Source organism: Rhizobium sp. BK196 (assembly GCF_014193255.1).
Taxonomy (GTDB): domain Bacteria; phylum Pseudomonadota; class Alphaproteobacteria; order Rhizobiales; family Rhizobiaceae; genus Rhizobium.
This window is the reverse complement of sequence record NZ_JACHZB010000003.1, coordinates 771,174-796,928: the sequence shown is the minus strand read 5'-3', so window position 1 is coordinate 796,928 and position 25,755 is coordinate 771,174. Positions and strand designations below refer to the sequence as shown.

Sequence of the window (25,755 nt, the reverse complement as noted above, 5' to 3'; positions counted from 1 at the left end):
CGATAGGTAATCGACGGAAATCAAATTGACGTTTACGTAAAAATCAATTAGCTCTTCGGTTGGAGGCGCTTATGCACCGGCTTTGCCGTGCGTGAGCTGAATGCGGAGGAAATAAGATGTATAAGGCGCCCGTCGAGGAGATCGCGTTCACGCTGAAGCATGTTGCCGGCATGGCGGAGGCGATCGACGACGGTCTACTGGGCGATCTCGGCGAGGATCTCGTCGAAGCCATCCTTGCCGAGGCGGGACGATTTGCCACGGAGGAAATCGCCCCTCTCGCCGACATCGGCGATCGCCAAGGCGCCCGTCTTTCCAACGGTGAGGTGAAAACGCCAGACGGATGGCGCGATCTCTACCGCAACTGGGCAGCAGGCGGCTGGAACGGCCTGACGGCGGCGGAAGAATTCGGTGGCCAGGCCCTGCCGCATATGCTGAATGTCGCAGCGCTGGAAATGTGGAATTCCGGTTCCATGGCCTTCGCCCTCTGCCCGACGCTGACCATGGGCGCCATCGAAGCGCTGAACGTTCATGGCAGTGCCGCTCTCAAGGAAAAATATCTTGCGCGCATGGTCTCTGGCGAATGGACCGGTACCATGAACTTGACCGAACCGCATGCAGGCTCCGATCTCGGGGTGCTGAAGGCGCGCGCCGAACGCCGCGAAGATGGCAGCTACCGTATCTTCGGCCAGAAAATCTTCATCACATGGGGTGAGCACGACGCAGCCGAAAACATCATCCATCTCGTACTCGCGCGTCTGCCGGATGCGCCTGATGGTACGCGCGGCATCTCGCTCTTTCTCGTGCCGAAATTCCTCGTCAACGACGACGGCTCTCTCGGCGCCCGCAACGATCTCCACTGTCATTCGCTTGAACACAAGCTCGGCATTCATGGCTCGCCCACCTGCACCATGATCTATGGCGACGGCAAATTCGGCGGAAAGGGCGCTGTCGGCTGGTTGATCGGCGAGGAGAACAAGGGCCTCGCCTGCATGTTCACAATGATGAATAACGCCCGCCTCGCTGTCGGCATGCAGGGCGTGGCAATCTGCGAGGCGGCGACGCAGAAAGCGATCGCCTATGCGAAGGAGCGTATGCAGGGCAAGGCGCCCGGCTGGAGCGGCTCCGGCATGAGCCCGATCATCCAACATCCCGATGTTACCAGGATGCTGCTCACCATGAAGGCGCTGACGCAGGGTTCGCGCGCCATCACCTATGCCTGCGCGCACGCGATCGACATGGCCCATCGCGCCAATGAGCGGCGCGAACATTGGCAGGAGCGCGCTGCATTGCTGACGCCGATCGCCAAGTCCTTCGCGACGGATGCCGGCGTCGACGTCGCCTCCCTCGGTATACAGGTGCACGGCGGCATGGGCTTCATCGAGGAGACGGGTGCCGCCCGCTATCTGCGCGATGCCCGCATCGCCCCGATCTACGAAGGCACGAACGGCATTCAGGCGATCGACCTCGTCACCCGCAAGCTGCCTTTGTCTGATGGCAATCAGGTCAAGGGCTTCATCGTCGAGCTGAAGGCGATCACTGAGGCTGTCCGCAGTTCAAACCTCGACAGTTTCGGCGCGACGGCCGATAGGCTGGATTCCGCCCTTGCCGATCTGGAGGAGGCGACTAGCTGGCTTCTTGCCCGCCTTGCCGAGGGCAGGTCCGCCGAGGCCCTGTCGGGCGCGACGCCCTTTCAGCGTCTTTTCGGCCTTGCGCTGACCGGCTGCTATCTTGCCAAGGGGGGCCTTGCCCGGACCGAAGACGGGGTAGGCGAGAGCCGCATCGCGCTCTGCCGCTTTACTGCGGAAAACCTTCTGTCCGAAACGGCGGCGCTGAAAGACCGTGTCGTCAACGGCGCCGATAGCCTCGCCGCTGCCCGCACCGCCCTTGCCTGAGGAGCTGACAATGAGCGATTCCATCATCATCGCGCGATCCGCAGAACATCCGGCCGTCCAGATCATCCGCTTCAATCGGATGGAAAAGAAGAATGCCTTTACCCGCGCCATGTATCGTACGATGACGGATGCCCTGAATGCCGCAAACAGCGATGCCGGCATCAGGGTAACGGTCTTTCTCGGCGGCGAAGGCTGCTTTTCTGCCGGAAACGACATCGGCGATTTCCTCGCCGCGGCAATGGGCGGCGGCATGGGCCAGGAACTGATCGATTTCCTCTACGCCCTCGCCAATGCCGGAAAGCCGCTCGTCTCGGGCGTAGACGGTCTCGCAATCGGCATCGGTACGACGCTCAACCTGCATTGCGACCTGACGATTGCCTCCGATCGCAGCCAGTTCCGCACGCCCTTCGTCGATCTGGCGCTGGTCCCGGAAGCGGGTTCCAGCCTAATCGCCCCGCGCATCATGGGCTATCAGCGCGCCTTTGCCATGCTCGCTGCTGGTGAGGCCTTCACGGCCGAGGATGCGAGGCAAGCCGGCCTTATCTGGAAGGTGACGGCGCCGGAAGAGGTGGAAAGCCAGACGCTGGCTACGGCCGCGAAGCTTGCCGCCAAACCGCCGGAAGCGCTGAGGCTCGCCCGTGACCTCATTCGCGGCCCGCGGGAAGAGGTCATCACGCGTATCGATGAAGAGGCTCGCCATTTCGCCGCACGCCTTAAAAGCGCAGAAGCTCGCGCCGCCTTCGAGGCTTTCATGCGTCGCTGAGCCCCTAAAAATCAGTGGTTATTATCATATGCCAATTTAAGCCTCTCTTAAGCATAATCTAATTATTGAACCGAGGACGGATCCCCCAACCGTCCGGACGCGGGACGTGTTTCGTACGAACCCCCTGTCCGAAATTTACCCACAGCCTCGCAGTTCGCAGCGCGCTTAACCCCCGCGCTGCGAAACCGTTCACGGTCGCGAGTCCCGAGGTGGCTATTTCTCCAGCGTCGCCACCACCTCGACATGCGAGGTCCAGAGGAACTGGTCGATCGGCGTGACCGAGGTGATCCGGTATCCGCCCTCGACGAGGAGCGCGAGGTCGCGGGCAAGCGTGACCGGATTGCAGCTTACCGCAACAACCTTCTTCACGATCGAACGTGCCAATTCCTTGCACTGAAATTCTGCGCCCGCCCGCGGCGGATCGAAGGCGACCGCGTCATAGGCCTTGAGCTCCGAGGTCATCAGCGGGCGGCGGAAGAGATCGCGCTTTTCGACTGTCACGGGCTTCAGCCCCTGAGTGTTGCGAGCTGCATGGTCGAGCGCCGCAATCGCCTTGCCGTCGCCCTCGACGGCATGCACGCGGCCGAGACGGGCAAGCTGCAGCGAAAATGTGCCCGCGCCCGCGAAGAGATCGGCGATCCGCTTGGCTTTGCCGACATGGGCAAGCACGAGCTTCGCCATCGCCTCTTCAGCCGATTTCGTCGCCTGCGTGAAGCCGCCGGCGGGCGGGGAAACCTGAACGCCGCCGAATTCGACGATCGGTTTCGCAGGCTCGATGAGAATTTCGCCATCGAGCGAAACGCGGGCGATACCCCGAAGGCCGAGCACGATCTCGACCGCCTTGCGGCGCTGCTGGTCGGAAAGCTTTTTCACGCCTTCTACCGCAATATCGAGACCGGAGAGCGTTTCCAGAACCGCAATCCGGAAGGCATCGGCATTGGTCGCGACTGCCGCCCCGACAGCCTTGATCGCCGGCAGCCGGGAGATGATCCCTGCCGACGAGATCGGACATTCCTCGATGGCGACGATGTGATGGCTTTCGGCCTGGTTGAATCCGACAAGCATGTCTTTTTCGGTCTTTCGCGCCGCAAAGACCACCCGCCGCCGCTCGCCGGGATGGGCAGCGACGATCTCGCTGACCTCGGGCGTCAACCCCTTGGACCTCAGCGCATCGATGACGAGGTGCCGTTTGAAGGCGCGGTAGGGCGCATCCGCAATATGCTGAAGCGTACAGCCGCCGCATGTACCGTTGACGCCGTCAGGCCCGAAATGCCGACAAGGCGGCTCCTGCCTGTCGGGGGAGGCAGAGGCGATCGACATCACCGTGCCCTGGTCCTTGACGCGGGCGATCGCGACCGTCTCGCCCGGCAGCGTGAAGGGCACATAGACTGGTCCGTTATTGCCGTTGGCAATGCCGTCGCCCTGTGCGCCAAGCCTGTCGATGGTGATCGTTTCCGTGCTCACGCTTTCGTCCCTGCCAATAGAAATTCCTGATTGCCGTCTCCGCCCGAAATAGGCGAGGGGATGAGCCCGAAACTCTTCCAGCCCATATCCTCGGTGAACCATCGCGCCAGCTCTGCTGCCACATCCGGTCCGGAAGCGGGGTCCTTCAAGAGCCCGCCTTTGCCGATCGCCTCGCGTCCTGCCTCGAACTGCGGCTTGACGAGAATTGCGGCAAGGGCGCCGGGCTCTGCGATATCGAGTGCCGGGGCAAGCGCGAGCTTTAGCGAGATGAAGGAAACGTCGGAGACGATGAAATCCACCGCGTGGCCGATATCTTCAGCCGTCAGGTTGCGGGCGTTCAGCCCCTCTACGTTCGTCACGCGCGGATCGGCCGATATTCTCGGATGCATCTGCCCGTGGCCGACATCGATTGCCGTCACATGCGCAGCACCCCGTTCCAGCAACACTTCCGTGAAGCCGCCGGTCGAGGCGCCCACATCCAGACAGTGCCGTCCCGACGGATCGAGCCCGAAGTGATCGAATGCCGCCACCAGCTTCAATGCTGCGCGCGAAACATAATCCTGCGCCGGGTCGTCGATCTCGATTGTCGCATCGGCGCCGAAGACGGCGCCGGCCTTCGTCACCACCTTGCCGGCGACCTTGACGGTGCCGCGCGATACGGCATCCCGTGCCCGCGAACGGCTCGCAAATAGGCCGAGGGTGACGAGAAGCTGGTCGAGGCGCTGGCTGTTCTGATCGGACATTGGCTGTGAATGACCGGCAAAGCCGCCGGTTGCAAGCATTTTATTAGCATCGCGGACATGCCGGCACGGCTCCTCCTCATTGGAGCCGCAATTATCTAACCCAACCTGCGCTGCGGCGCACAAATTTAAACAATTTTAAATCCCACCCGCATAGGTTCCGTTTGATTGCAGCGGTTCGCTATTGAATCGCTTGGTGCCATGAAGGCTCCCGCGTCCTCCCGCCGATCATGTTCCTCATCAAGAAGTCTTGTGGCTGCGCACTTGCGTGGTCGCCCTTGTCGCGCCTGATGTCGCCAGGAGAAATGACCGATGTTCGCTCGAAACATATCTTTGAACGGTAAGCTTGCGGCCACGTTCGCAGCACTCATTCTTATTTTCGTATCCGTTTCCGCTTTCGTCTATTCCAAGGCAACCACCTCGGCGGGCGCTTCCGCCGAACAGGAAAAATCCGAGCTTCTGGTCAACCAGATCGACGACGCTCTGCAGGCCATGCTCGAACAGGCCGTCAACCTGCGCGGCTTCATCCTCTTCCGCAGCGACAGCACCTATGGCGATATTTTTGCCAATCGCGAGCGCATGCTGAAGGCGATTGCCGCAGCCAAGCAGACTGCCGCCTCCCAGCCCGAGCTGGTCTCGATGATCGATGACATGCAGAAGGCCGCAGACCTCTATTTTCACGAGCTCGCCGAGCCGCAGGCTAAGGCCCGCAAGGAAACCGAGACCCCGATAGCAGACGTCGTAAAGATCGGCGTCAACGCCACCAAGGGCCAGCTCGACGGCTTCCGCGCCGCTTCCGCCAAGATCAAGTCTCTCGCCCGCGACAAGTCCATTGCACTTGCTGCCGCTCGGCTTGAAGCCAACAGCGATCTCAAGACCACGCTTCTGGCCGGCGGCATTGCCGCCGCCGTTGCCGCCGCCGCTCTGGCCTGGGCTCTGTCGCGCACCATCGTTCGCCCGATCGTCGGCATGACGACCGCCATGGACCGGCTGGCCGGCGGCGACCACAATATCGAAGTCCCGGCAACCGGCCGCCAGGACGAAGTCGGGCGCATGGCGCAGTCCGTGCTGGTCTTTAAGGAAGCTGCGATCGAAAAGCAGCGGCTTGCCGGAGAAACCGACCGCATGCGCGGCGAAGCCGAGCGTCAGCGCCAGATGAGCGACGAGCAGAAAGCCCGCGAAGAAGGCGAGATTCGCTTCGCCGTCGAAGCGCTGGCCGGTGGACTTGCAGGCCTTGCCATTGGCGATGTCGCAGCCCGCATCCACACCCCGTTCGCGCCGCAGTACGACAGCCTGCGCAACGACTTCAACAATGCCGTCGAAAAGCTGCAGGCTGCCCTGCAGTCCGTCGGCCGCAACGCTTCGGCGATCAACGCCGGCGCCGGTGAAATCCGCTCCGCCGCCGACGATCTAGCCCACCGTACCGAACAGCAGGCCGCTGCCGTTGAAGAAACCGCAGCCGCTCTCGAAGAGGTCACGACCACGGTGCGTGACTCCGCTAAACGCGCCGAAGACGTCGGCAATCTCGTCGAACGCACGCGCCTCGGCGCCGAGAGGTCCGGCGAAGTCGTCCGCAGGGCGGTTGCGGCCATGCAGCAGATCGAAAAGTCCTCAGGCGAGATCTCCAATATCATCGGCGTCATCGACGATATAGCCTTCCAGACCAATCTTCTTGCTCTGAACGCCGGCGTCGAAGCCGCCCGCGCCGGTGAAGCCGGCAAGGGCTTTGCGGTCGTCGCCCAGGAAGTGCGTGAACTCGCCCAGCGCTCGGCAAACGCCGCCAAGGAGATCAAGGCGCTGATCAACACGTCGAGCGAACAGGTCAATTCCGGTGTCGGTCTCGTCGGCGAAACCGGCAAGGCGCTGGAAGCGATCGTTGCCGAAGTCCAGGAAATCAACCGTCACGTCGGGGCGATTGTCACGGCCACCCGCGAACAATCGATCGGCCTGCAGGAGATCAATACCGCCGTCAACAACATGGATCAGGGCACTCAGCAGAACGCCGCCATGGTCGAAGAGCAGACGGCTGCAAGCCATGCGCTCGCCCAGGAGGCCTCGGCTCTCGACAACCTGTTGCGCCAGTTCAAGCTCGGCGTCCAGGCTGCCGCTCCGGTCCAGAGAACCGTCGCAGCAACCACCGCGTCCCGCCCGGTCGCTTCTCCGGCCCGCGCGCTCGCCGGCAAGATTAGCAAGGCGTTCGGTGGCAAGCCGGCAGCCGCAGCTGCTGCCGTCGTCCAGGAAGACTGGACCGAGTTCTGAGAACGATCTCTTAGGAAACGAAAAAGGGCAGGGCGGCATTCAGTGCCGCCCTTTCTCTTTGCGCTTACCCGGCGGAGGCGCGCAGCCGCTCGATATCCCGCCGTGGCGGGATACTATGCACGCGGACATAATCGCGGCTGAACTGCGATGGGCTCTCATACCCAACGCGGAAACCCGCCTCGGCAGCGCTCAACCCCTCGGTCACCATCAGCCGCCGCGCCTCCTGCAGGCGAAGCTGGGTGCGAAACTGCAGCGGGCTCATCGCCATCACCATCTTGAAATGCTCATAGAAGGATGAGGCGCTCATCCCTGCGACGGAAGCCAGATGCTCGATCGCGAAGGGCTCGCTGAAGTGCTTCCGCACGAAATCGATCGCCCGGCCGATCTGGTTGAGCCTGCTTTCGCCATTGGCGATCTGCCGCAAGAGTGCGCCCTGCGGCCCCCGGATGAGACGATAGAGGATTTCCCGCTCGATCAGCGGTGCCAAAATCTCGGCATCGTCAGGCGTATCGAGCAGCCGCAGCATGCGCGCGGCTGCATCGATCAGTTCAGGCGTCGTCGCGCTGACCCCCGCCGCCGGGCTTTCCGGCAGTCTTCCGTGGACGGCAGGAAGCATCTCGGCCAGCAGCCTGCGGTCGAGCTGCAGCCTCAGACACAGATAGGGCCGGTTGGCGCTCGCCTCGACGACCGCACCGATAACGGGCAGGTCGACGCCGACCACGAGATAATGCGCGGCATCATAGACATGCGCGATGTCGCCGATGAGCGCGCGTTTTCGCCCCTGCGCCACAATGCAGCAGGAGGGCTCGTAGAGCGTGTGGATCGGCTCTGTGCGGGCGGAGGATCGTATGATGCCGACACGCGGCAGCGCTGTGTCGAAGCTGCCGTCCGTGCCTGTGTGGCGATCGATCAATTCTGCTAGTTCGGCGATCTTTTCCATGCAGGCAGCATGAACCGGGACGTGGCAAATGCCAAGTACTCTCGGCTGCTTTCGGAAGATCGTGCAAGAAATCCGGAGAAGCTTGCTACCGGTTTCCGCCCCTCAGGCCCAATCTCATGCACATGGGTCGGCAGCATCCGGCTCCGATCATCATGGAGGCACAGGGAAAAGACATGACTAGTATCAAGGATAAAACGGTTCTGATCACGGGCGCCAGCAGCGGCATTGGTGCCGGTACTGCACGCGAACTGGGTGCCGCCGGCGCAAAGCTGATGATCGGCGCGCGTCGCACCGACCGGTTGGAACAGCTGGCGGAGGAAATTCGCGAGGGCGGCGGCACGGTGAAATTCCGGGCGCTCGATGTGACCGACCGGGCCGATGTCGAGGCCTTCGCAAAGGCAGCAGTGGACGCTTTCGGCAGCATCGACGTGCTGGTCAACAATGCCGGCGTCATGCCGTTGTCGCTGATATCCTCGCTCAAGGTCGGGGAATGGGATCGCATGATCGACGTCAATATCAAAGGCGTCCTCTACGGTATCGCCGCCGTGCTGCCGATCATGAACGCGCAGGAGCGCGGGCAGATCATCAACATCTCCTCGATCGGAGGTCTTTCGGTCGTGCCGACCGCTGCCGTCTATTGCGCGACGAAATATGCGGTGCGGGCCATTTCCGATGGGTTGCGCCAGGAAAACAAGAAGCTGCGCGTGACCTGCATCTATCCCGGCGTCGTCGAATCCGAACTGGCCGAGACGATCACCGAACCCTTCTCGGCAGAGGCCATGGTCTCCTTCCGGGAGATTGCCCTCAAGCCCGATGCCATCGCCCGTGCGATCCGCTTCGCCATCGAGCAGCCCGAGGACGTCGATGTGAATGACATCACCGTCCGCCCGACCTTGAGCGTGGGAATGTGACCATGGCGATCCGCTCGGTCCTTGTCGGGGCGGTCTTTTCGCTTGCCGCCTCATCCGCTTTTTCAGAGGAAACGACCATGCAGAACCATCCCTATCTCGGCATGTGGATCACTGGCGACGGCCATATCCGCCAGGAACTCCTGTCGAACGGCCGTTATGACGAAGCGCGTGGCGCACGAAAAAGTGCCTATCAAGGCCGCTATCAAGTCACCGGCGACCATATCGAATACTGGGACGATACCGGCTTCACCGCCGACGGCGATTTCATCGACGGCGTGCTGCATCACGGCGGCATGATCTTCTACCGTGACGGCAGGAAGCCGGATTAGAGAGAGGCGGGGTCGGTATGTGCCTTAGCCGGCAACACCGACCGCAACACCGCGTCCGAGCGCGTTGAAGACGGTCGAAACGATGCCGGCGCGGTCGAGCCCGGCATGGGCGATCATCGCTTCCGGCTTTGCCTGCTCCATCCATATATCGGGCATGACGAGCGTGCGCACCTTCAGCCCGCGGTCAAGAAGACCATCCATCGCCATGAACTGCATGACCTGGCTGCCAAAACCGCCGACGGAACCTTCTTCTACGGTGATGAGGATTTCGTGATGGCGCGCAAGCTGGCGGATCAGGGCGTGGTCGAGCGGCTTTGCGAAGCGGGCGTCGGCAACCGTGGTTGACAGACCTGCGGCATCGAGATCCTCGGCCGCCAGCAGACAGTCGGCAAGCCGTGTGCCGAAGGAGAGAAGCGCGACTTTCGTGCCTTCCTTGACGATGCGGCCCTTGCCGATTTCAAGGATCTCGCCGCGCTCCGGCATGTCGACGCCAATACCTTCGCCGCGCGGATAGCGGAACGAAATCGGGCCGGCATCATAGGCGACTGCCGTGCGCACCATATGCTTCAACTCCGCTTCGTCGGCCGCTGCCATGACGACGAATCCGGGCAGGGTGGCTAGGAAGGCCGTATCGAAGGAGCCGGCATGCGTCGGCCCGTCGGCACCGACGAAGCCGGCACGGTCGATCGGGAAGCGCACGGGCAGGCCCTGGATCGCCACGTCATGCACCACCTGGTCGTAGGCGCGCTGCAGAAAGGTGGAATAGAGCGCTGCAAACGGTTTGAAACCTTCGGTGGCAAGACCGGCCGCGAAGGTCACGGCATGCTGTTCGGCGATGCCGACATCGAAACAGCGTAACGGGAAGATCTCGGCGAATTTGTCGAGGCCGGTGCCAGTCGGCATGGCGGCCGTGATGCCGACGACGCGGTCGTCGAGCGTGGCTTCGTGGATCAGCGTCTCGGCAAAGACATTGGTATAGCTCGGCGCATTCGGCTTCACCTTCGCCTGCGCGCCGGTGATGACGTCGAACTTGTTGACGCCGTGATACTTGTCGGCGGCGGCTTCCGCCGGCGGATACCCCTTGCCCTTCTGCGTCACGACATGGATCAGCACTGGGCCGTTGGCGTTGTCGCGCACGTTGCGCAGCACCGGCAGAAGGTGATCGAAGGAATGACCGTCGATCGGCCCGATATGGTAAAAGCCCATCTCTTCGAACATCGTTCCGCCGGTGACATAACCGCGGGCATGCTCGACGGCGCGGGTGATCGCGCGGTCGACGTTCTTGCCGAGATAAGCCGTCAGTTTCTTGCCGAAATCGCGGAAGCCCATGTAGGTGCGCCCGGAAGCAAGGCGGGCGAGATAGGCGCTCATCGCCCCGGTCGGAGGGGCGATCGACATGTCATTATCGTTGAGAATGACGATCAGGCGGGCATCGAGCGCGCCGGCATTGTTCAGGGCCTCATAGGCCATGCCGGCCGAGAGCGCCCCGTCACCGATAACGGCGATCACGCGGCGATCCGTCTTGTCGATATCGGCAGCGACCGCCATGCCCAGGCCGGCCGAAATCGAGGTCGAGGAATGTGCGGCGCCAAAGGGGTCGTATTCGCTTTCGGCCCGGCGGGTGAAGCCAGACAGGCCGTTTTCCTGGCGCAGCGTCCGAATCCGGTCGCGGCGCCCAGTCAGGATCTTGTGCGGATAACATTGGTGACCGACATCGAAGATCAGCCGGTCGTCAGGCGTATTGAAGACGCTGTGAATGGCGATCGTCAGCTCCACCACGCCGAGACCGGCGCCGAGATGCCCGCCGGTGCGGGAAACGGCATCGATCATCTCGTCCCTCACTTCGCGTGCAAGCTGTGGCAGATCGCGATCCTCGAGCTTGCGCAGGTCGGCCGGATAGGTGACCTGATCGAGCAGCGGGGTCTTCGGGGATTGTGTCACGGGCGGGCGCTCTTCTTTGACTGATCGGCTTTGCTTTATTCGATTGAATTGCGGCAGAACAACTGCATTTGCATAACCGCAAGTTTTTCACCTTAGAGCACTTCAGCCCTCCGGCAAAGGCACGAATTCCTCTTCGTCACCGGGAACGATATCGAAGCGGCCGGTGCGCCACTCCTCCTTGGCCTTCTCGATCCGCTCTTTCGAGGAAGATACGAAATTCCACCATATGTAGCGTTTCGAGTTGAGGGCAGCACCTCCGAACAGCATGAGATGGCAGCCCTCGGTGCCGGCTTCGAGCGTGATCGCATCGCCTGGCCGGAAGACGAGAAGCTGGTCCGCCGCGAACCTGTCGCCGGCAACGACGACCTCGCCCGCAAGCACGTAGACGGCGCGCTCCTCATGCGCCGCACCGAAGGGAAATTTCGAGCCCGGCTGCAGGGAAATATCGGCGTAAAGCGTATCGGTGAAGACCTTGACCGGCGAATTCAGTCCTTCGAACGAACCGATGACGACACGGCCGGTCACCCCGCCATCGTCGATCAGCGGCATATCAGTCTTTTCGGTATGGGCAAAGGAAGGATCGATCTCCTCCTTGTCGTCGGGCAGCGCCAGCCACGTCTGCAGGCCGGACATGGAGAGCGGATGGCCGCGCAGATTGTCCGGCGTGCGCTCCGAATGCACGATGCCGCGGCCGGCTGTCATCAGGTTTATATCACCAGGGCGGATGACCTTTTCCGTGCCGAGACTGTCGCGATGGCGGATTTCCCCGTCGAAGAGATAGGTGACGGTCGAAAGTCCGATATGCGGATGCGGCTTCACGTCGAGCGCCTCATCCGGTTTCAGGATGGCCGGCCCCATGCGGTCGAAGAAGATGAAAGGCCCGACGAGACGGCGCTGACGCGTCGGCAGGGCGCGCCGCACCTGGAAACCGCCGATATCGCTGGTGCGTGGAATGATCAGGTTTTCGATCGCGTCGCAGGCGAAGGCATCGCCGGGGAGGGGATCTTTACCGGGGAAAAATGACATGGCGGGTCTCCGATCACAACGGCCTGGAGCCACAGATAGCGTCTGCCGGTCTGTGGCGAAAGGGCCAGTTTGTCAGATAGCGGCGAGCGCTCAGATCGCCGTGAAGCCATTATCCACGAAAAGATGCGCCCCATTGACGAAGATCGATTCATCGCTGGCAAGATAGAGCGCCGCACGGGCGACATCCTCAGGTTCACCGATCCGGCCCTGCTGGGCGGCAATTGCCGCATCCGACACATCGACACCATGCGCCTGCAATTCCTTCACCTCGCGCAAGCCATGCGGTGTGCGGATAAAGCCGGGGCAGACGGCATTGCAGCGGATATTGCGGTCCCGGAATTCGACCGCGATGGCGCGCGCAAACATATGCACTGCGCCCTTCGTCGTGTCGTAGAGCACTTCCATCGGCGTGGCGGCAACCGCCGAGATCGACGAGGTGCAGACGATCGATCCGCCGCCGGCTTCGATCATCTTCGGCAGCACTGCCTTGGTCATCAGGAACATCGAGCGTACGTTGACGGCGTGCAACCAGTCCCATTCCTGCAGCGTGGTTTCCAGGAAAGGCTTGATGACGATCGTGCCGGCATGATTGAAAAGCACCGTGACCGGGCCATAGCGCTCTTCAACGCCGGCAACCGCTTCGTTGACGGCTCCTTCTTCGGAAACATCGGCTGTCCAGTAGTCGGCCTCGCCGCCGGCAGCACGGATCTCATCGACGGTTTTCGCCGCCGCCTCGCCATTGCGATCGATAATGGCGACACGCGCACCCTCGGCCGCAAAGAGCTTCGAGGCAGCACCCCCCATGCCGGTCGCACCACCCGAGACAATAGCAACCTTGCTCTTCAATCTGTCCGTCATCTTGCTGTTCCCTTGATGTTTATCGAGGGATCATAGATCGGCCGGAAGCCGGTCGCCAAGTGTCTTGAAAGGGAGTTTCGGTACGCGCTTCAAGCGCCGTCGAGCGGTTCCACGCCCTGCGGTTTGCCGGCGCGGTCGAGGCGGATCTTCTCGATGCGGTTTTCGGCGGCCGAAAGCAGTGTCTCGCAATGCTTCTTTAGCGCTTCGCCGCGCTCATAGATCTCGATGGATTCATCCAGCGCCACGTCGCCGCGTTCGAGGCGTGCAACGATGCTTTCGAGTTCGGCAACCGCCTTTTCGAAGGAAAGGCCGGAAACCTCCGGCTTGGCGCTGTCAGTCATTCTCAACCCTTCATCATTCTGAGGATATGCATGCCCGCCGACTCGGCGAGTCCTTCCAAATCATACCCGCCTTCGAGCAGGCTGACGACCCGGTTATTGGCACTGCGGTCGGCAACTTCGAGAAGCCGGCCCGTCGCCCAGTCGAAATCCTCGCCCGTCAGGTTGATCTGTGCCAGCGGATCGCGGTGATGGGCGTCGAAGCCGGCGGAGATAATGATGAGATCCGGCCGGAAATCGTTAAGCGCAGGCAGCACGCGGGATTTGAAGGCTTCACGGAAATGGTCGCTGCCGACATTGGGCGAAAGCGGCGCGTTGACGATCGTCCCATGCGCCCCGCTCTCGTCCTTGGCCCCGCTCCCGGGATAAAGCGGCATCTGATGGGTGGAACAGAAGAGCACGGAAGGATCGTCCCAGAAAATATCCTGCGTGCCGTTGCCGTGATGCACGTCCCAGTCGACGATCGCGACACGTTCGGCGCCATGGACCTTCTGCGCGTGGCGGGCGGCGATCGCCGCATTGTTGAAGAAGCAGAAGCCCATCGCCGTCATTTTCTCGGCATGGTGACCCGGCGGACGCGCGGCGACGAAGACATTGTCAGCCTTACCTCTGAAGACGTCGTCAACGGCGGCCATCGCCCCGCCGATGCCGGTCAGCGCCGCCTGCAAGCTCTTCTGGCTGGCATAGGTGTCGGCCTCGAGCTGGTTGATCTGCTCTTCCTCTTCCGGGATCTGCCGCATGACGGCGATCAGATGTTCTTCCGGATGGGCGAGCAGCACGGCGTCTTCATTCGCCTGTGGCGCCTGCTTGCGGTCCAGGCGCTCGAAATTCGGATGTTCCAGCGCCACATTGAGCGCGCGGATACGGTCGGAACGTTCGGGATGCCCTGACGGCGTCACGTGTTCGAGGAAAACAGGATGTTCGTAAAGACGGGTGCTCATGCAGGCACTCTATCGATCGTAAATGTCATGATCCACAGCAGATGGGGCACTGCCAGTCGATTTCAACAAGCCGCATCATCGCGGTTAACGCTCTGCTTGCCGTCGTTTACGCTATTTTAATTGTTTCATTTACTTCGTCGGACCCCGTGTTAGGGTCTAAGTGATAACCTGCAAGGCAGACCTGTAAATGAGTAAGACGAACCGCCCGGACATGGTGGAATTGCGTGTGCCGTTTCGCGATGTAGATATGAACGGCCAGATGTTTCTGGCCTCCTATATTTCTTATGCGGAATCCGTACTTGCAGGTTTCTGGTCATTGAGACCCGGCGTGGAGGACGAGCCTGTTTACACTCCCGCCAAGGTATCCTGCATTCTTCACCGGCCACTGCACTATCACGAGACGGTAACCTTCACAGCCGGCGTCGATAAGATCGGCGTCCGTTCCATAGGCTTCCTTATCGCTGCCGAGATCGAAGAAGAGCGTGCAGCCGAGGTTGAGATCACCTGGCAGGCACGCAGCCGTGAGGACGGCTCGCCGGCCGCGCTTCCCGAAGAGACGCGCGACTGGCTCTACGGCTTTCTGGATTAAGCGCGAACCGGCAGCAACGGATAGCCGACCATAACAGCCCGGCCAACAAGGGCCGCTACGAAGGCCTTGATGACGTCTCCAGGGATGTAGAAAAGGCTGCCGAGGAAGGCCTTCTGTAAGGTGACATCGGCCACGATAGCCGCAAAGACAATGCCAAATGGATAGAGCACGAAGATGCCGCCGATGACGGCAGCAAGGAAAAAGCTCACCGTCTGCACGAGGCCTGACTGTCCAGCGTTGACCAGCCGCTCGCTGAGGAAGCCTGTAACAAAAGCAGCGACCACCCACCCATACAGGAAGCCTGACGTAGGAGCGACAAGGGCCGTCATTCCACCGCGGCCGCCCGAAAGCACTGGCAGGTTCATCGCGACAAGTGCAATCACGATGAGCACCGCGATCGAGCCGCGTTTCGCGCCAAGGACGACACCTGCCATCATCACGCCGAGCGATTGCGCCGTGATCGGAACTGCAACAATGCCGACATAGATTGGCGGCAGCAAGCCAAGGGCCACGATGATCGCGGCGAAAAGAGCGGTAAGAACGAGGTCTCGGGTGCTCATTGTGATCTCCAGTTCACAAGACGTTAACTGACATGCCGCCGAATGCCGCGCGCGTCAATCGCCGCAGCAACGTTATCCGCATCCCTGAGCGTCAGAATGATGAGCGGGGTAAGGATCGTGGTCGGTCGTAGTTTCAACCCCCGCGCTGCATGCGCCTCGCTGATTGCATGGTAGCGGGCAATGATCTCGGGCACGAAACGCAGCACGAGGCCGACCGCCAGGCCAACATCGTCAGCGCTCACCCAGCCGGTGCGTTCCAGTGGCCGCACAAGCGTCGTGATCTCGTCCATGAACTGGGCGATCGTCGTTGTGGCCGTCACGGCAGCGGCAAACAGCATTAGCGCGGTCAGCCGTAGCAACGTTGCCAAAGCTTGATGCCACGGATTAACAATAAGGGTGATAAGCGCTACGAACGCGATTGTCAGGAAGATCGGTTTCAGCCGAGCAGCTGATTCCTTCATCGGCATGCCGACGGTGCGATAGGCGAGCACGGTCAGCAGCATGACGACTGCAAGCAACGGAATATTGTTGCTGATGAACAGCACCAAGCCGAGTAGGAAGAGCGAAAAGATTTTTGCCCGCGGCGAAAGCCGGTGCAGGACACTATCGCCTTCGACATAGAGCGACTGCATCAGGCGGCGAGCTCCCTGTAGCGGGCGATCGCCTGCGCCGCCGGTGCATCGGCGGCCAGCCGGCCTTCATGGAAGAGCAGCACCCGCTCGAAACCTGAAATCAATTCGAGATCATGGGTGATGACGACGACATTTTCTTCGAGCCCGTGGATGATCTTCTGCACCAGCGCGCGGTTGCGCAGGTCAAGCTGATTGGTCGGCTCGTCGAGGATAAGGATATCGGGACCGGTCGCCAGCACGGAGCAGAGCGCCGCGATCTGGAGCTCGCCACCCGAAAGCTCATGCGCACGGCGATTGGCGAGTTCCCCGGCATTGAAGCGGGCGAGCACCATCTCGACCTTTCGATCGATTTCCGCCTTGGTAAAGCCACGGCCCTTCAGCCCGAAAGCGATGTCGTCCTTGACGATCGGCAGGATGATCTGGTTCTGCGGCGACTGGAAGATGAAGCCGACATCGGCAAGCGCCGTCTTTTCGTCGCGTGTGTCCCGCCCGTTGACGGTGACCTTGCCGGTGGTGGGTTTGGTCAGCCCATTGATCATCCGTGCGAAGGTCGTCTTGCCCGAACCGTTGAGGCCGATGACGCCGAGGCGGTTTTCGGTGAGAGACAATGTGAGCGGCTCGACCGCGACCCTTGCTCCGAAACTGGCGCCTGCGCTGTCGAAACGAATATCCAAGTACGGGTCCCCTTGTTTGAGTTCCTGCTTCTATAAGGCTGCGGCTGTGCGATAAAGGATCAAAATCAGATCGGTTGGAATATGGTATCGGGTGGCTAGGAAGATTTTCCGCGCTATGATGGCGACATGACGAATCTGCTCTCCAATTCCGATGCCCGCCGTATCTTTCTCGCCAAGCAGGGCCTGAGCGCCCCGCCGAACCGCGCGCTGACCAAAGCCGGCCTGCTGGACCTCATCCACGATCTCGGCTTCGTACAGGTAGACAGCATCCAGACGGTGGAGCGCGCCCATCATCAGATCCTCTTTTCCCGCAACCAAACATACCGGCGCGAACACCTGACCGCACTTTTGGAAAAGGAAGGTACGCTCTTCGAACATTGGACGCATGATGCCTCCATCCTGCCGAGCGCCTTCTTCAAATACTGGAAGCACAAGTTCCTCGACGAGGAGAAGGCAATCGTCGAGCGCTGGCGCAAATGGCGCGGCGAGGGTTTCGAAGCCTCCTTCGAGGAGACCTATGATCGCGTGGTCAAGGACGGCGCGATCCTGGCGCGCGACATGAAGGCGGATGGCCACGTTTCCGGCGGCTGGTGGAACTGGCACCCGAACAAAACGGCGCTCGAATATTTCTGGCGCACCGGCAAGTTCGCCATCGCAGGCCGCTCCAACTTCCAGAAGATCTACGATCTCGTCGAGCGCGTCATTCCGACCGAATTCCGCGAGCCGGAGGTGAGCCGCGAGGAATTCGTCGACTGGGCCTGCCGCAGCGCGCTCACTCGTCTGGGTTTTGCGACACATGGCGAAATTGCCGCCTTCTGGGATCTGCTGTCGCCGGACGAAGCCAAGACCTGGGTTGCCGAAAACAGAGATGAACTAATCGAAGTGATGATCGAATCCGCGCTTGGCGGCAAGCCGCGTGCCTCATGGGCTTTCGCCGATTTTTTTGGCGTGATGGATAATTTTCCCCAAGCGCCGCCGCGAATCCGGGTGCTCAGCCCGTTTGATCCGATGATTCGCGACAGAAACAGGACAGAACGTCTTTTCGGTTTCTTCTATCGCATCGAAGTCTTCGTGCCGGAGCCGAAGCGCGAATATGGTTATTATGTCTTCCCGCTCCTGGAAGGCGACAGGCTCATAGGCCGCATCGACATGAAGGCCGACCGCAAAAAGGGTACGCTGGATGTCAAAAGGCTATGGCTGGAGCCGCGCGTCAAGGCATCTGCTGGGCGGCTCGAAAAGCTCGAAGCCGAGCTCGAACGCTTGGCGCGTTTCGTCGGTGTGGAAAAAGTCGTCTATTTGGACGGTTGGAAAGGATAATCCTTTTCCGGCGGGAGACGGCTAGCTGGTCAGCAGATCTCGGTTCTGGAAATCTTGATCCCGAAGCCTTCCAGGCCGACATAATGCCGCTCGCGACTGGTCAGGAGCTTGATCGAGCCGACGCCGAGATCCCTAAGGATCTGCGCACCGAGGCCGATCTCCAGCCACTCACTGTCGCGCGTTTGTGCTTCGGCATGGGCCTCACGGCCCTGCCCGCGCGCCTTGCGGCCATTGTCGTAATGGCCGACTCCGACAGAGCCTTCGCGCAGATAGACGATGATGCCGCGGCCCTCTTCGGCGATCTTCTTCATATAAAAGTCGACCGGCTTGCGCTTGCCGAAGAGGTCGTCGGCTACGTTTTCCGGATGCAGGCGCACCGGAATATCGACACCGTCCCTGATATCGCCAAAGACGACGGCGAGATGCTGCATCGGATCCCAGGGCAGGGAGTAGGTATGGGCCTTGGCCTTGCCGAACGGTGTCTCGATATCGAAGCTCGAGCCGAGCTCGATCAGCGTTTCCTTGCGCTGGCGATAGGCGATGAGGTCGGCGACCGAAAGAAGCTTCAGCCCGTGCTGTTCGGCAAAGTCCACGACCTGCGGGCCGCGCGTCACCGTGCCGTCGTCATTGACGAGTTCGGAGATGACGCCGATCGGCGGGAGGCCGGCAAGCTTGAGATCGACCGCCGCTTCCGTATGGCCGGAACGCATCAGCACGCCGCCTTCGCGGGAGACCAGCGGGAAGATATGGCCGGGGCGAACGAAATCCGACGCGCCGACATTCGGATTGGCAAGATTGCGCACCGTCAACGTGCGGTCGTCGGCGGAAATGCCCGTGGTCGTGCCGTGCTTGAAGTCGACGGAAACGGTGAAGGCGGTCGTATGGGCGGAATCGTTTTCCGCCACCATGGCGTTGAGGTTCAGGCGCTTCGCCTCTTCCCTCGGCATCGGCGCGCAGACGATGCCTGAGGTGTGGCGCACGATGAAGGCCATCTTTTCGGGGGTCGCATGCACGGCGGCGACGATCAGGTCGCCCTCGTTTTCACGATCGTTGTCATCCATGACGACAACGATCTCGCCGGCTTCGAAAGCCCTGATAGCATCGACAACGCGCTTTTGATCATACGACATGAGACAATTCCTATTTCAGCCGGCCGGTCTGGCCGCGGTCGCGAAGATAGTGGTCGGCAATGGCGCAGGCGATCATCGCCTCGCCGATCGGCACGGCGCGGATGCCGACGCAAGGGTCATGACGGCCTTTGGTGCGGATATCGACATTCTTGCCGTCGGCATCGATCGACTGCCGTTCGGTGAGAATGGAAGAGGTCGGCTTGACGGCGAAGCGGGCGACCACCGGCTGGCCGGTAGAAATGCCACCAAGGATGCCGCCGGCATTGTTGGACAGGAAGATGGGCTCGCCGTCATTGCCCATGCGCATCTCGTCGGCATTGTCTTCGCCGCTCGTCTCGGCGGCCGCAAAGCCGTTGCCGATCTCGACGCCCTTGACTGCGTTGATCGACATCAGCAGCGAAGCGATATCCTGGTCGAGCTTGCTGTAGATCGGCGCGCCGAGGCCCGCCGGGACACCATCGGCAATCACCTCGATGACGGCGCCGATGGACGAGCCGGCCTTGCGGATGCCGTCGAGATATTCTTCCCAGACCGGCACGATCTCGGCATCGGGAGAGAAGAACGGGTTTTGCCCGACCTGATCCCAATCCCAGTTGGCGCGATTGATCTTGTACTTTCCGATCTGCACCAGCGCGCCGCGGATGGTGACACCGGGCACGACGAGCCGGGCGATGCCCCCGGCCGCAACCCGCGCCGCCGTCTCGCGCGCCGAGGAACGGCCGCCGCCGCGATAGTCGCGGATGCCGTATTTCACGTCATAGCTATAGTCGGCATGGCCGGGGCGATATTGCCGGGCGATCTCGCCATAATCCTTGGAGCGCTGGTCGGTATTTTCGATCAGCATAGAGATCGGCGTTCCCGTCGTGACCATCGTCTCGCCGTCGGCGTCCATCATTACGCCGGAGAGAATTTTCACTAGGTCGTCTTCGCGCCGCTGGGTGACGAAACGGCTCTGGCCGGGTTTGCGCTTGTCGAGCCAGACCTGCAGGTCCTCAAGCTTGAAGCGCAGCCCGGGAGGACAGCCGTCGACGACGGCGCCGAGTGCTGGCCCGTGGCTTTCGCCCCAGGTGGTTACACGGAAGAGATGACCGAATGTATTATGCGACATGTGTTCCCGCCGGATGCGCGCACCGGTGTCGTCGGCCGCGCCATTACTCAAAAGGCGCGACACTCATAGGCCAAAAAACAGTTCAGGCAAAAGCCTTTCTTTGCGCCGGATGGTGCGATCGGGGAAATGGTATTTCCGTATTCACGAACGACGATAGGCTCGCCTTTAGCTACGATGCCAGCAGCCATGCGGTTCCGCGCGCCTCGATGGCGAAATCGTCGAAGGAGAGGGGGCGTGCAAAGGCATAGCCTTGCAGGAGATCGCAGCCGAGATCGCGCAGCAGTTCGGCATGATCAAGCGTCTCGACGCCCTCGGCCACCGTCTCCACGCCGAGCGAACGGGCGATTTCGATGATCGAGCTGACGAGCGCGCGCTCCTGTGAGGAGGTGACGATCGGCTGGACAAGCTGCCGGTCGATCTTGAGCCTTTTCGGCTTGAGCTTCAGCAACGACACGATCGAGGTGTGGCCGGTGCCGAAATCGTCGATTTCGATATCGATACCAAGCGCCTTGATCCGTTCGAGGTTCTGCGAGACCCCGTCCTCGCTTTCGTCGAGAAAGATCGATTCCACCAGTTCGAAGGAAATTTCGCCGGGGCGGATATGCAGGTCGGTCAACGATTCCACGAGGCTGCCATCATGCAGGCGCCGCGCCGAAACGTTGACGGAGACTTTCGGTACGAAGACACCCTGTGCCGCCCAGCGCATCTTGTCGCGCAGCGCGGTCTCCAGGACGATACGGTCGAGCGTCTGCACGACATTGATTTCATCGGCAATGCGCAGGAATTTGTCCGGCGTGAGCAAACCCCTGGAGGGGTGGCGCCAGCGCACCAGAGCCTCGACCCCCGTCAGCTTCATCGAGCGTGCACAAAACTGCGGCTGGTACCAGGCCGTGAACTCGCCATTGTCAATGCCGGCAAGGATCTCATCGGCCGTGCGTTTGTTGTTGATGATGTCGGCCTGGAGATTATGGTTGAAGAATTCGAAGCGGTTGCGGCCGAGGCTCTTGGCGCGATAGAGCGCGATGTCGGCATTGATCAGCACTTTGCGCGCATCGACGTGAATGCCGCTCGCCAGCGCAATCCCGATCGATACGCCGCAGCGGCAGGAGAAGCCCTGGAAATCGATCGGTTGGCGCATTTCCTCGACGACGCGGCCGGCGAGCTCCGCCATTTCCTTGTCGCCTACGTCGAAGGAGAGGATGACGAACTCGTCGCCGCCGATACGCGCAACGACATCGCTGTCGCGTAGGTTTCTGGAAAGCACGCGTGAAGCATGCACCAGCATCGCATCGCCGGCGGCATGTCCCAGCGTATCGTTGATTTCCTTGAACCGGTCGAGATCGATATGCAGGATCGCGAACGTCTGCGGCTCACCGCGGCCGGCATCGGTAAGGTTTTCCAGCGCGATATCGAGCTTGCGGCGGTTGGCGAGCGAGGTGAGCGGGTCGTGCAGGGAGTTGTGCTCGATCCTGCTCTTGGCGAGCTCGAGCTCGATATTCTTGGTAATCGCCTCATCCTTCGCGGCCTTGAGGCGCAGCGTCATCAACGCATCCTCGGTCGAATCGAAGGCGATGCCAATGATCTTCATCTCGCCGGTCGGCGTGCGGTGCACCTTGCCGACGGAGCGCACGTAGCGCAGACCGCCATTTTCGTTCGGCACGCGGCAGACCAGCGTATGCGTGTCTCCGAGCTGCTTGAAATGCCGGGCGCTTTCGAGCGCCAGTTTGCGATCATCGGGATGAATGCGCGAGAGCCAGGCCTCTTCGGTCACGAAGGCATTGCTCTGCTTCAATCCGTAGAGCTCGTGCATGCGCTCGTCCCAGATCGAACCGCGCTTGCCGAGAATTGCCTCCCAGATGCCGCATTGATAGGAATCGAGCGCCAGGTCGAGCTTGCCAGAGAGTTCGGCAAGCTCCGCCTCGCGGCTCGAAAGTTCTGCCAGCGCGAGTTCCAGCTCGGCATTCTTGAGCTCGCTCGTTTCCTTGGCGAGACGAAGCGTATTGGTGAGTTCCACGTCGGCCGTGACATCCCAGACGATGCCGATCGTCTTTCCCGTGCCGCCGGCATCCGTATAGAAGGCGCCGATGGAGCGCAGATGGCGGATGCGACCATCTTCCCGCATGACCCTGTATTGCGTGGTGCAGGCTTCTCCGGCGATGCTGCAACCGAAGAAGTGAACCTCGGCGATTTCTCGGTCTTCGGGCACGATCGTCGAAAGCAACACATCCAGTGGCTGGCTGCCTTCGATCGCTTTGAGGCCGTGAAGGGTGGATGCGCGTGAATCCCAGACAAGGCTGGTGGCGTTTTCCTGGAGCTCCCATATCCCGATCCGGGAGGATTCGAGTGCCAGGTTGAGGCGCTGCGACAGTTCCAGGAGCTTGCCCCCGCGGGTCTCGAGCTGCGCGATGTTGCGGTTGCGTTCACCGAGCAGCCATGTGGCGAAGAAAATCGGTATGATGATCACGCAACCCGCAGCAACGATGATCAGCCGCAGTTCCGGCTGATTGTCAGGAATGGCGTTCCAGCCGCTGTTCGGCACGGCCGCCAGTTCCCACCGGCCGCCCGCGAAACTGATTTTGCGGCGGAGCGGATCCTTCTCGTAGATATTGGAAGGGCCGAAAAAGGGCGCCGCGGTTTCGTCCGGAATGCCGATGTCGCGCACCGCGATCGAGAGATGGTCGAGATGCGGATAGCGCTCCTGGTTTTCGCTGTTGCGTGCGGGCTTCAGGCCCGTCGCCTCGTAGAACATGTTCTGGTCGATGACCACCTCGACCGCGCCCCAGATGCGGCGCTGGCCGTTCTGTTTGACGAAAACCGGAAAGAAGATCGCGAAGGCGTTTTCTGCATCCGTCGTCTTGAAGGGGCCGTAGAAGCGTGCCGACTGGTCGCCGGCATTGCGGCTGATCGACATGCGCTCCATCAGCCGCTCGCGCACATCCTTGCCGATTCGGTCCTTGTCGGATTGTGCCGGATAGACCGATTTGACGATGAAATCAGGCGCGAGCGCAATATTGATGAAATGCGGGTTCTGAATCAGCAGCCAGTTGATCTGCCGCTCCATCTCCGCCTCGTTCGTCTGCGTGCTGAGCGAGATCAGGTTGGAAAGGTCGCGGACAGCGGTAATATCCATATTGATCTGCGCCATCACGCGGGCACGGATCAGGTTGGTCTCGTTTTCAGTACGGATGTGCAGCTCGCGCAGATAGGCAGCAGTATTCGCACTGTCGAGTGCAAAGCCGACGGCAATAACGACGATGGCCACGAGGGCGGAAACCAGCAGCGAGACACGCGTATTCTTCAAAACTCGCCGCAGCTGTTTGCTGTTGCTCAGCCGGAATTGCAAATCACACACCCCTACCTTCACGCTGACTTTAGGGGGCAGGGGTTAATTTACGATTGCGCGCATTCGCGCCTGCTAAATCGCGTAAACAGAGAAAAAAATACGGTTAATCGAGCCTCTTGATTATCCGTAAAATCCTATTCATCAATTGGGCGCCGAAAGCCATTCTTCCGGGCAATTTTCGCCATATTCAGGAGTTTATCTGTGGCCACTCGATATCAACGGCAGCGTTTCAAAGGAATTGCCGATATGCGTTTCGTTATTGCTACGCTTCTGGCCACGGCAAATTTTCTTTCGCCGATGAGCAGTTTTGCCGAGAGCGCCGATGTCGAAGCGACGATCAAGAAGGTCGACACGACCAATCTCGTCCTGACGCTCGATGACGGCAAGACCTATCAGGCGCCCGAGGAATTCGATTTCGAAGGCCTCAAAGCCGGGGTCAAGGTTGTGATCTTCTACACGGAAGTCGACGGCAAGCGCGTCATCAACGATCTGGATATCGTTAAGTAGGATCGTCAAGCAAGCCGATTTGCCTAGATCCAGCCGATCAGGTTCTGCGACGTCTCGATCTTCAAAATCCGATCCTGCGGGATTTCGCCTTCGGAGGCGACGTCCTTCGGCAGGTTGGAGATGATCTTGAACAAGCTTCTGATGACGCCGCCGTGCGTGACGCAGACGGTCGGCCGGTCGACCGAATTCAGCCATGCGCCGGTTCGCCACGACATGATCTCGTAGCTTTCCGCATCCTCGCCCGGCGGAATGAAATCCCACTTGTTGATGTTGCGTTCCGTTACCCGGTCGGCCTGCGATGCCCTGAGCTGTTTCAGCGTATGGCCTTCCCAGTCGCCGAAGGAGACTTCGACCAGACGTTCGTCGGTTCGGTAATCGTTGGGCGCAAGCCCCATGGCTGACCGCATGATCTCCATGGTCTCCCGCGTGCGCCCGAGCGGGCTTGCGACGAAATCGAATTCCATGACTTGAGATTCCAGGATCGCCGCAAGGGCGATCCCGTTCTGTCTTGCCTGTTCGCGTCCGATCGCGTTGATCGGAATATCCTTCTGCCCCTGCAGGCGGCGCTCCGCATTCCAGTCGGTCTGGCCGTGTCTGATCACATAGATGAGCACGGGTATCGGCTCCGCTTCGGGGAGGACGGATCAGTCCTTGATGACGGAAATATCAGGCGCGTCCACAGCCTTCATGCCGATGACATGATAGCCGCTGTCGGCGTGATGCACTTCGCCGGTCACCGAACGAGACAGGTCCGAAAGAAGGTAGAGGCCGACATCGCCCACTTCCTCGATGGTGACGGTGCGGCGCAGCGGTGCATTGTACTCGTTCCACTTGAGGATGTAGCGGAAGTCGCCGATGCCGGAGGCGGCAAGCGTCTTGATCGGGCCCGCCGAAACGGCGTTGACGCGAATGTTCTTCGGCCCGAGGTCGACGGCGAGATACTTGACGCTGGCTTCGAGCGCAGCCTTGGCGACGCCCATGACGTTGTAGTTCGGCATCACTTTTTCTGCACCGTAATAGGTGAGGGTGAGCATCGAGCCGCCTTCCGTCATCAGCTTCTCGGCGCGGCGAGCGACCGAGGTGAAGGAGTAGACGGAGATCTGCATGGTCTTCGCGAAATTGTCAGGCGTCGTATCGACGTAACGGCCGGTCAACTCGTCCTTGTCGGAAAAGCCGATGGCGTGCACGATGAAATCGATCTTGCCCCACAGCTTCTCGACATTCTCGAAAACGGCGTCGATCGTGGATTCGTCGCTCACGTCACAATGGCCGACCATGACGGCGCCGATTTCGGCGGCCAGCGGCTCCACGCGCTTCTTCAGGGCATCGCCCTGGTAGGTGAATGCAACTTCTCCGCCCTGCGCATGAATGGCCTTGGCAATACCCCACGCAATCGAACGATTGTTGGCCACACCCATGATGACGCCGCGTTTGCCTGCCATGAGGCCGGATGCTTGAGCCATATTTCGCTTCCCTAGGAATTCTGATGATCC

Annotated in this window: 24 protein-coding genes; 8 read left to right on the top strand and 16 right to left on the bottom strand. The window is 60.8% G+C overall.

From position 1 onward, the window contains the following. Positions 1-116 precede the first annotated feature (116 nt). Together FHT78_RS15105 and FHT78_RS15100 are read left to right on the top strand one after the other, a co-directional pair. A complete protein-coding gene (locus tag FHT78_RS15105; RefSeq protein ID WP_183745262.1) occupies positions 117-1,892 on the top strand; it encodes an acyl-CoA dehydrogenase in 1,776 nt (591 codons plus the stop codon). A gap of 10 nt (positions 1,893-1,902) precedes the next feature. Beyond that, positions 1,903-2,655, top strand: coding sequence for a crotonase/enoyl-CoA hydratase family protein (locus FHT78_RS15100; protein ID WP_183745259.1), 753 nt, complete (start codon positions 1,903-1,905; stop codon positions 2,653-2,655). A gap of 213 nt (positions 2,656-2,868) precedes the next feature. On the opposite strand, the gene FHT78_RS15095 is transcribed toward FHT78_RS15100, so the two are convergent. Continuing rightward, positions 2,869-4,119 carry a class I SAM-dependent RNA methyltransferase gene (locus tag FHT78_RS15095; RefSeq protein WP_183745256.1) on the bottom strand — a complete coding sequence of 417 codons (1,251 nt, stop codon included), beginning with the start codon at positions 4,117-4,119 and terminating at the stop codon, positions 2,869-2,871. Further along, positions 4,116-4,862 carry a TlyA family RNA methyltransferase gene (locus FHT78_RS15090; RefSeq protein WP_183745254.1) on the bottom strand — a complete coding sequence of 249 codons (747 nt, stop codon included), beginning with the start codon at positions 4,860-4,862 and terminating at the stop codon, positions 4,116-4,118. Before FHT78_RS15090 ends, FHT78_RS15095 begins: the two co-directional genes overlap by 4 nt. Before the next feature lie 309 nt (positions 4,863-5,171). Between FHT78_RS15090 and FHT78_RS15085 the strand changes: the two genes are divergently transcribed. Further along, positions 5,172-7,118 (top strand): methyl-accepting chemotaxis protein, encoded by a 1,947-nt coding sequence (locus FHT78_RS15085; RefSeq protein WP_183745251.1) that lies wholly within the window; start codon positions 5,172-5,174, stop codon positions 7,116-7,118. A gap of 64 nt (positions 7,119-7,182) precedes the next feature. On the opposite strand, the gene FHT78_RS15080 is transcribed toward FHT78_RS15085, so the two are convergent. Further along, the gene (locus FHT78_RS15080; protein WP_183745248.1) at positions 7,183-8,058 is read right to left on the bottom strand and encodes an AraC family transcriptional regulator; all 876 of its coding nucleotides are present in this window, start codon (positions 8,056-8,058) and stop codon (positions 7,183-7,185) included. Positions 8,059-8,231: 173 nt separating this feature from the next. Here FHT78_RS15080 and FHT78_RS15075 point away from each other — a divergent pair, with 173 nt between their 5' ends. Both FHT78_RS15075 and FHT78_RS15070 read left to right on the top strand, forming a co-directional pair. Beyond that, positions 8,232-8,969, top strand: coding sequence for an SDR family oxidoreductase (locus tag FHT78_RS15075; RefSeq protein ID WP_183745245.1), 738 nt, complete (start codon positions 8,232-8,234; stop codon positions 8,967-8,969). A gap of 2 nt (positions 8,970-8,971) precedes the next feature. Next, on the top strand, positions 8,972-9,298 hold the full coding sequence (locus FHT78_RS15070; protein WP_183745242.1) for an Atu4866 domain-containing protein: 327 nt from the start codon (positions 8,972-8,974) through the stop codon (positions 9,296-9,298). A 24-nt stretch (positions 9,299-9,322) separates the two neighbouring features. Here the strand turns inward: FHT78_RS15070 and dxs are convergent, their stop codons facing one another. The 5 genes from dxs to FHT78_RS15045 form a co-directional block, all read right to left on the bottom strand. Next, positions 9,323-11,239, bottom strand: coding sequence for a 1-deoxy-D-xylulose-5-phosphate synthase (gene dxs / locus FHT78_RS15065; RefSeq protein ID WP_183745239.1), 1,917 nt, complete (start codon positions 11,237-11,239; stop codon positions 9,323-9,325). Positions 11,240-11,341: 102 nt separating this feature from the next. Then, positions 11,342-12,265 (bottom strand): pirin family protein, encoded by a 924-nt coding sequence (locus FHT78_RS15060; RefSeq protein WP_183745236.1) that lies wholly within the window; start codon positions 12,263-12,265, stop codon positions 11,342-11,344. A 90-nt stretch (positions 12,266-12,355) separates the two neighbouring features. Continuing rightward, positions 12,356-13,123 carry an SDR family oxidoreductase gene (locus FHT78_RS15055; RefSeq protein WP_183745233.1) on the bottom strand — a complete coding sequence of 256 codons (768 nt, stop codon included), beginning with the start codon at positions 13,121-13,123 and terminating at the stop codon, positions 12,356-12,358. A gap of 89 nt (positions 13,124-13,212) precedes the next feature. Beyond that, positions 13,213-13,464, bottom strand: a complete 252-nt coding sequence (locus FHT78_RS15050) for an exodeoxyribonuclease VII small subunit (RefSeq protein WP_003545921.1) — start codon at positions 13,462-13,464, stop codon at positions 13,213-13,215. Between the two features lie 2 nt (positions 13,465-13,466). Beyond that, positions 13,467-14,402 (bottom strand): histone deacetylase family protein, encoded by a 936-nt coding sequence (locus FHT78_RS15045; RefSeq protein WP_183745230.1) that lies wholly within the window; start codon positions 14,400-14,402, stop codon positions 13,467-13,469. Positions 14,403-14,589: 187 nt separating this feature from the next. On the opposite strand from FHT78_RS15045, the gene FHT78_RS15040 reads away from it, so the two are divergent. After that, positions 14,590-14,991, top strand: a complete 402-nt coding sequence (locus tag FHT78_RS15040; RefSeq protein WP_183745227.1) for an acyl-CoA thioesterase — start codon at positions 14,590-14,592, stop codon at positions 14,989-14,991. Here FHT78_RS15040 and FHT78_RS15035 read toward each other — a convergent pair. Genes FHT78_RS15035 through FHT78_RS15025 form a run of 3 tightly spaced genes read right to left on the bottom strand, consistent with a single transcriptional unit; the run spans position 14,988 to position 16,857 of the window. Next, complete coding sequence (locus tag FHT78_RS15035) at positions 14,988-15,551, bottom strand: biotin transporter BioY (protein ID WP_183745225.1); 564 nt, start codon at positions 15,549-15,551, stop codon at positions 14,988-14,990. The two genes, FHT78_RS15040 and FHT78_RS15035, sit on opposite strands and share 4 nt — an antisense overlap. A 23-nt stretch (positions 15,552-15,574) precedes the next feature. Beyond that, positions 15,575-16,183: an energy-coupling factor transporter transmembrane protein EcfT gene (locus FHT78_RS15030; RefSeq protein ID WP_183745222.1), complete on the bottom strand. Its 609-nt coding sequence runs from the start codon at positions 16,181-16,183 to the stop codon at positions 15,575-15,577. Continuing rightward, positions 16,183-16,857, bottom strand: coding sequence for an ABC transporter ATP-binding protein (locus tag FHT78_RS15025; RefSeq protein ID WP_183745219.1), 675 nt, complete (start codon positions 16,855-16,857; stop codon positions 16,183-16,185). Before FHT78_RS15025 ends, FHT78_RS15030 begins: the two co-directional genes overlap by 1 nt. A gap of 126 nt (positions 16,858-16,983) precedes the next feature. Between FHT78_RS15025 and FHT78_RS15020 the strand changes: the two genes are divergently transcribed. Continuing rightward, entirely contained in the window at positions 16,984-18,174 is a 1,191-nt protein-coding gene (locus FHT78_RS15020) for a winged helix-turn-helix domain-containing protein (protein WP_183745216.1), read from the top strand. A 29-nt stretch (positions 18,175-18,203) separates the two neighbouring features. Here FHT78_RS15020 and ribB read toward each other — a convergent pair whose 3' ends face one another. The 3 genes from ribB to FHT78_RS15005 form a co-directional block, all read right to left on the bottom strand. Further along, entirely contained in the window at positions 18,204-19,304 is a 1,101-nt protein-coding gene (gene ribB, locus FHT78_RS15015) for a 3,4-dihydroxy-2-butanone-4-phosphate synthase (protein ID WP_183745213.1), read from the bottom strand. A 10-nt stretch (positions 19,305-19,314) separates the two neighbouring features. After that, entirely contained in the window at positions 19,315-20,412 is a 1,098-nt protein-coding gene (gene aroC / locus FHT78_RS15010) for a chorismate synthase (RefSeq protein ID WP_183745210.1), read from the bottom strand. A 169-nt stretch (positions 20,413-20,581) separates the two neighbouring features. Beyond that, complete coding sequence (locus tag FHT78_RS15005; protein ID WP_183745207.1) at positions 20,582-23,755, bottom strand: EAL domain-containing protein; 3,174 nt, start codon at positions 23,753-23,755, stop codon at positions 20,582-20,584. A 246-nt stretch (positions 23,756-24,001) separates the two neighbouring features. Here FHT78_RS15005 and FHT78_RS15000 point away from each other — a divergent pair, with 246 nt between their 5' ends. Continuing rightward, positions 24,002-24,262 carry a DUF1344 domain-containing protein gene (locus FHT78_RS15000; RefSeq protein ID WP_112542941.1) on the top strand — a complete coding sequence of 87 codons (261 nt, stop codon included), beginning with the start codon at positions 24,002-24,004 and terminating at the stop codon, positions 24,260-24,262. 23 nt (positions 24,263-24,285) lie between these two features. Here the strand turns inward: FHT78_RS15000 and FHT78_RS14995 are convergent, their stop codons facing one another. Next, positions 24,286-24,876, bottom strand: a complete 591-nt coding sequence (locus FHT78_RS14995; protein WP_183745204.1) for a histidine phosphatase family protein — start codon at positions 24,874-24,876, stop codon at positions 24,286-24,288. A 30-nt stretch (positions 24,877-24,906) separates the two neighbouring features. Next, complete coding sequence (gene fabI / locus FHT78_RS14990) at positions 24,907-25,725, bottom strand: enoyl-ACP reductase FabI (protein WP_112573377.1); 819 nt, start codon at positions 25,723-25,725, stop codon at positions 24,907-24,909. Positions 25,726-25,755: the final 30 nt, after the last annotated feature.

Excerpts from the sequence above, each read along its gene's own strand:
- FHT78_RS15105 (WP_183745262.1), top strand. The coding sequence starts at position 117 with ATGTATAAGGCGCCCGTCGAGGAGATCGCGTTCACGCTGAAGCATGTT.
- FHT78_RS15100 (WP_183745259.1), top strand. The coding sequence starts at position 1,903 with ATGAGCGATTCCATCATCATCGCGCGATCCGCAGAACATCCGGCCGTC.
- FHT78_RS15090 (WP_183745254.1), bottom strand. The coding sequence starts at position 4,862 with ATGTCCGATCAGAACAGCCAGCGCCTCGACCAGCTTCTCGTCACCCTC.
- FHT78_RS15085 (WP_183745251.1), top strand. The coding sequence starts at position 5,172 with ATGTTCGCTCGAAACATATCTTTGAACGGTAAGCTTGCGGCCACGTTC.
- FHT78_RS15080 (WP_183745248.1), bottom strand. The coding sequence starts at position 8,058 with ATGGAAAAGATCGCCGAACTAGCAGAATTGATCGATCGCCACACAGGC.
- FHT78_RS15075 (WP_183745245.1), top strand. The coding sequence starts at position 8,232 with ATGACTAGTATCAAGGATAAAACGGTTCTGATCACGGGCGCCAGCAGC.
- FHT78_RS15070 (WP_183745242.1), top strand. The coding sequence starts at position 8,972 with ATGGCGATCCGCTCGGTCCTTGTCGGGGCGGTCTTTTCGCTTGCCGCC.
- FHT78_RS15060 (WP_183745236.1), bottom strand. The coding sequence starts at position 12,265 with ATGTCATTTTTCCCCGGTAAAGATCCCCTCCCCGGCGATGCCTTCGCC.
- FHT78_RS15055 (WP_183745233.1), bottom strand. The coding sequence starts at position 13,123 with ATGACGGACAGATTGAAGAGCAAGGTTGCTATTGTCTCGGGTGGTGCG.
- FHT78_RS15050 (WP_003545921.1), bottom strand. The coding sequence starts at position 13,464 with ATGACTGACAGCGCCAAGCCGGAGGTTTCCGGCCTTTCCTTCGAAAAG.
- FHT78_RS15045 (WP_183745230.1), bottom strand. The coding sequence starts at position 14,402 with ATGAGCACCCGTCTTTACGAACATCCTGTTTTCCTCGAACACGTGACG.
- FHT78_RS15040 (WP_183745227.1), top strand. The coding sequence starts at position 14,590 with ATGAGTAAGACGAACCGCCCGGACATGGTGGAATTGCGTGTGCCGTTT.
- FHT78_RS15035 (WP_183745225.1), bottom strand. The coding sequence starts at position 15,551 with ATGAGCACCCGAGACCTCGTTCTTACCGCTCTTTTCGCCGCGATCATC.
- FHT78_RS15030 (WP_183745222.1), bottom strand. The coding sequence starts at position 16,183 with ATGCAGTCGCTCTATGTCGAAGGCGATAGTGTCCTGCACCGGCTTTCG.
- FHT78_RS15020 (WP_183745216.1), top strand. The coding sequence starts at position 16,984 with ATGACGAATCTGCTCTCCAATTCCGATGCCCGCCGTATCTTTCTCGCC.
- ribB (WP_183745213.1), bottom strand. The coding sequence starts at position 19,304 with ATGTCGTATGATCAAAAGCGCGTTGTCGATGCTATCAGGGCTTTCGAA.
- aroC (WP_183745210.1), bottom strand. The coding sequence starts at position 20,412 with ATGTCGCATAATACATTCGGTCATCTCTTCCGTGTAACCACCTGGGGC.
- FHT78_RS15000 (WP_112542941.1), top strand. The coding sequence starts at position 24,002 with ATGCGTTTCGTTATTGCTACGCTTCTGGCCACGGCAAATTTTCTTTCG.
- fabI (WP_112573377.1), bottom strand. The coding sequence starts at position 25,725 with ATGGCTCAAGCATCCGGCCTCATGGCAGGCAAACGCGGCGTCATCATG.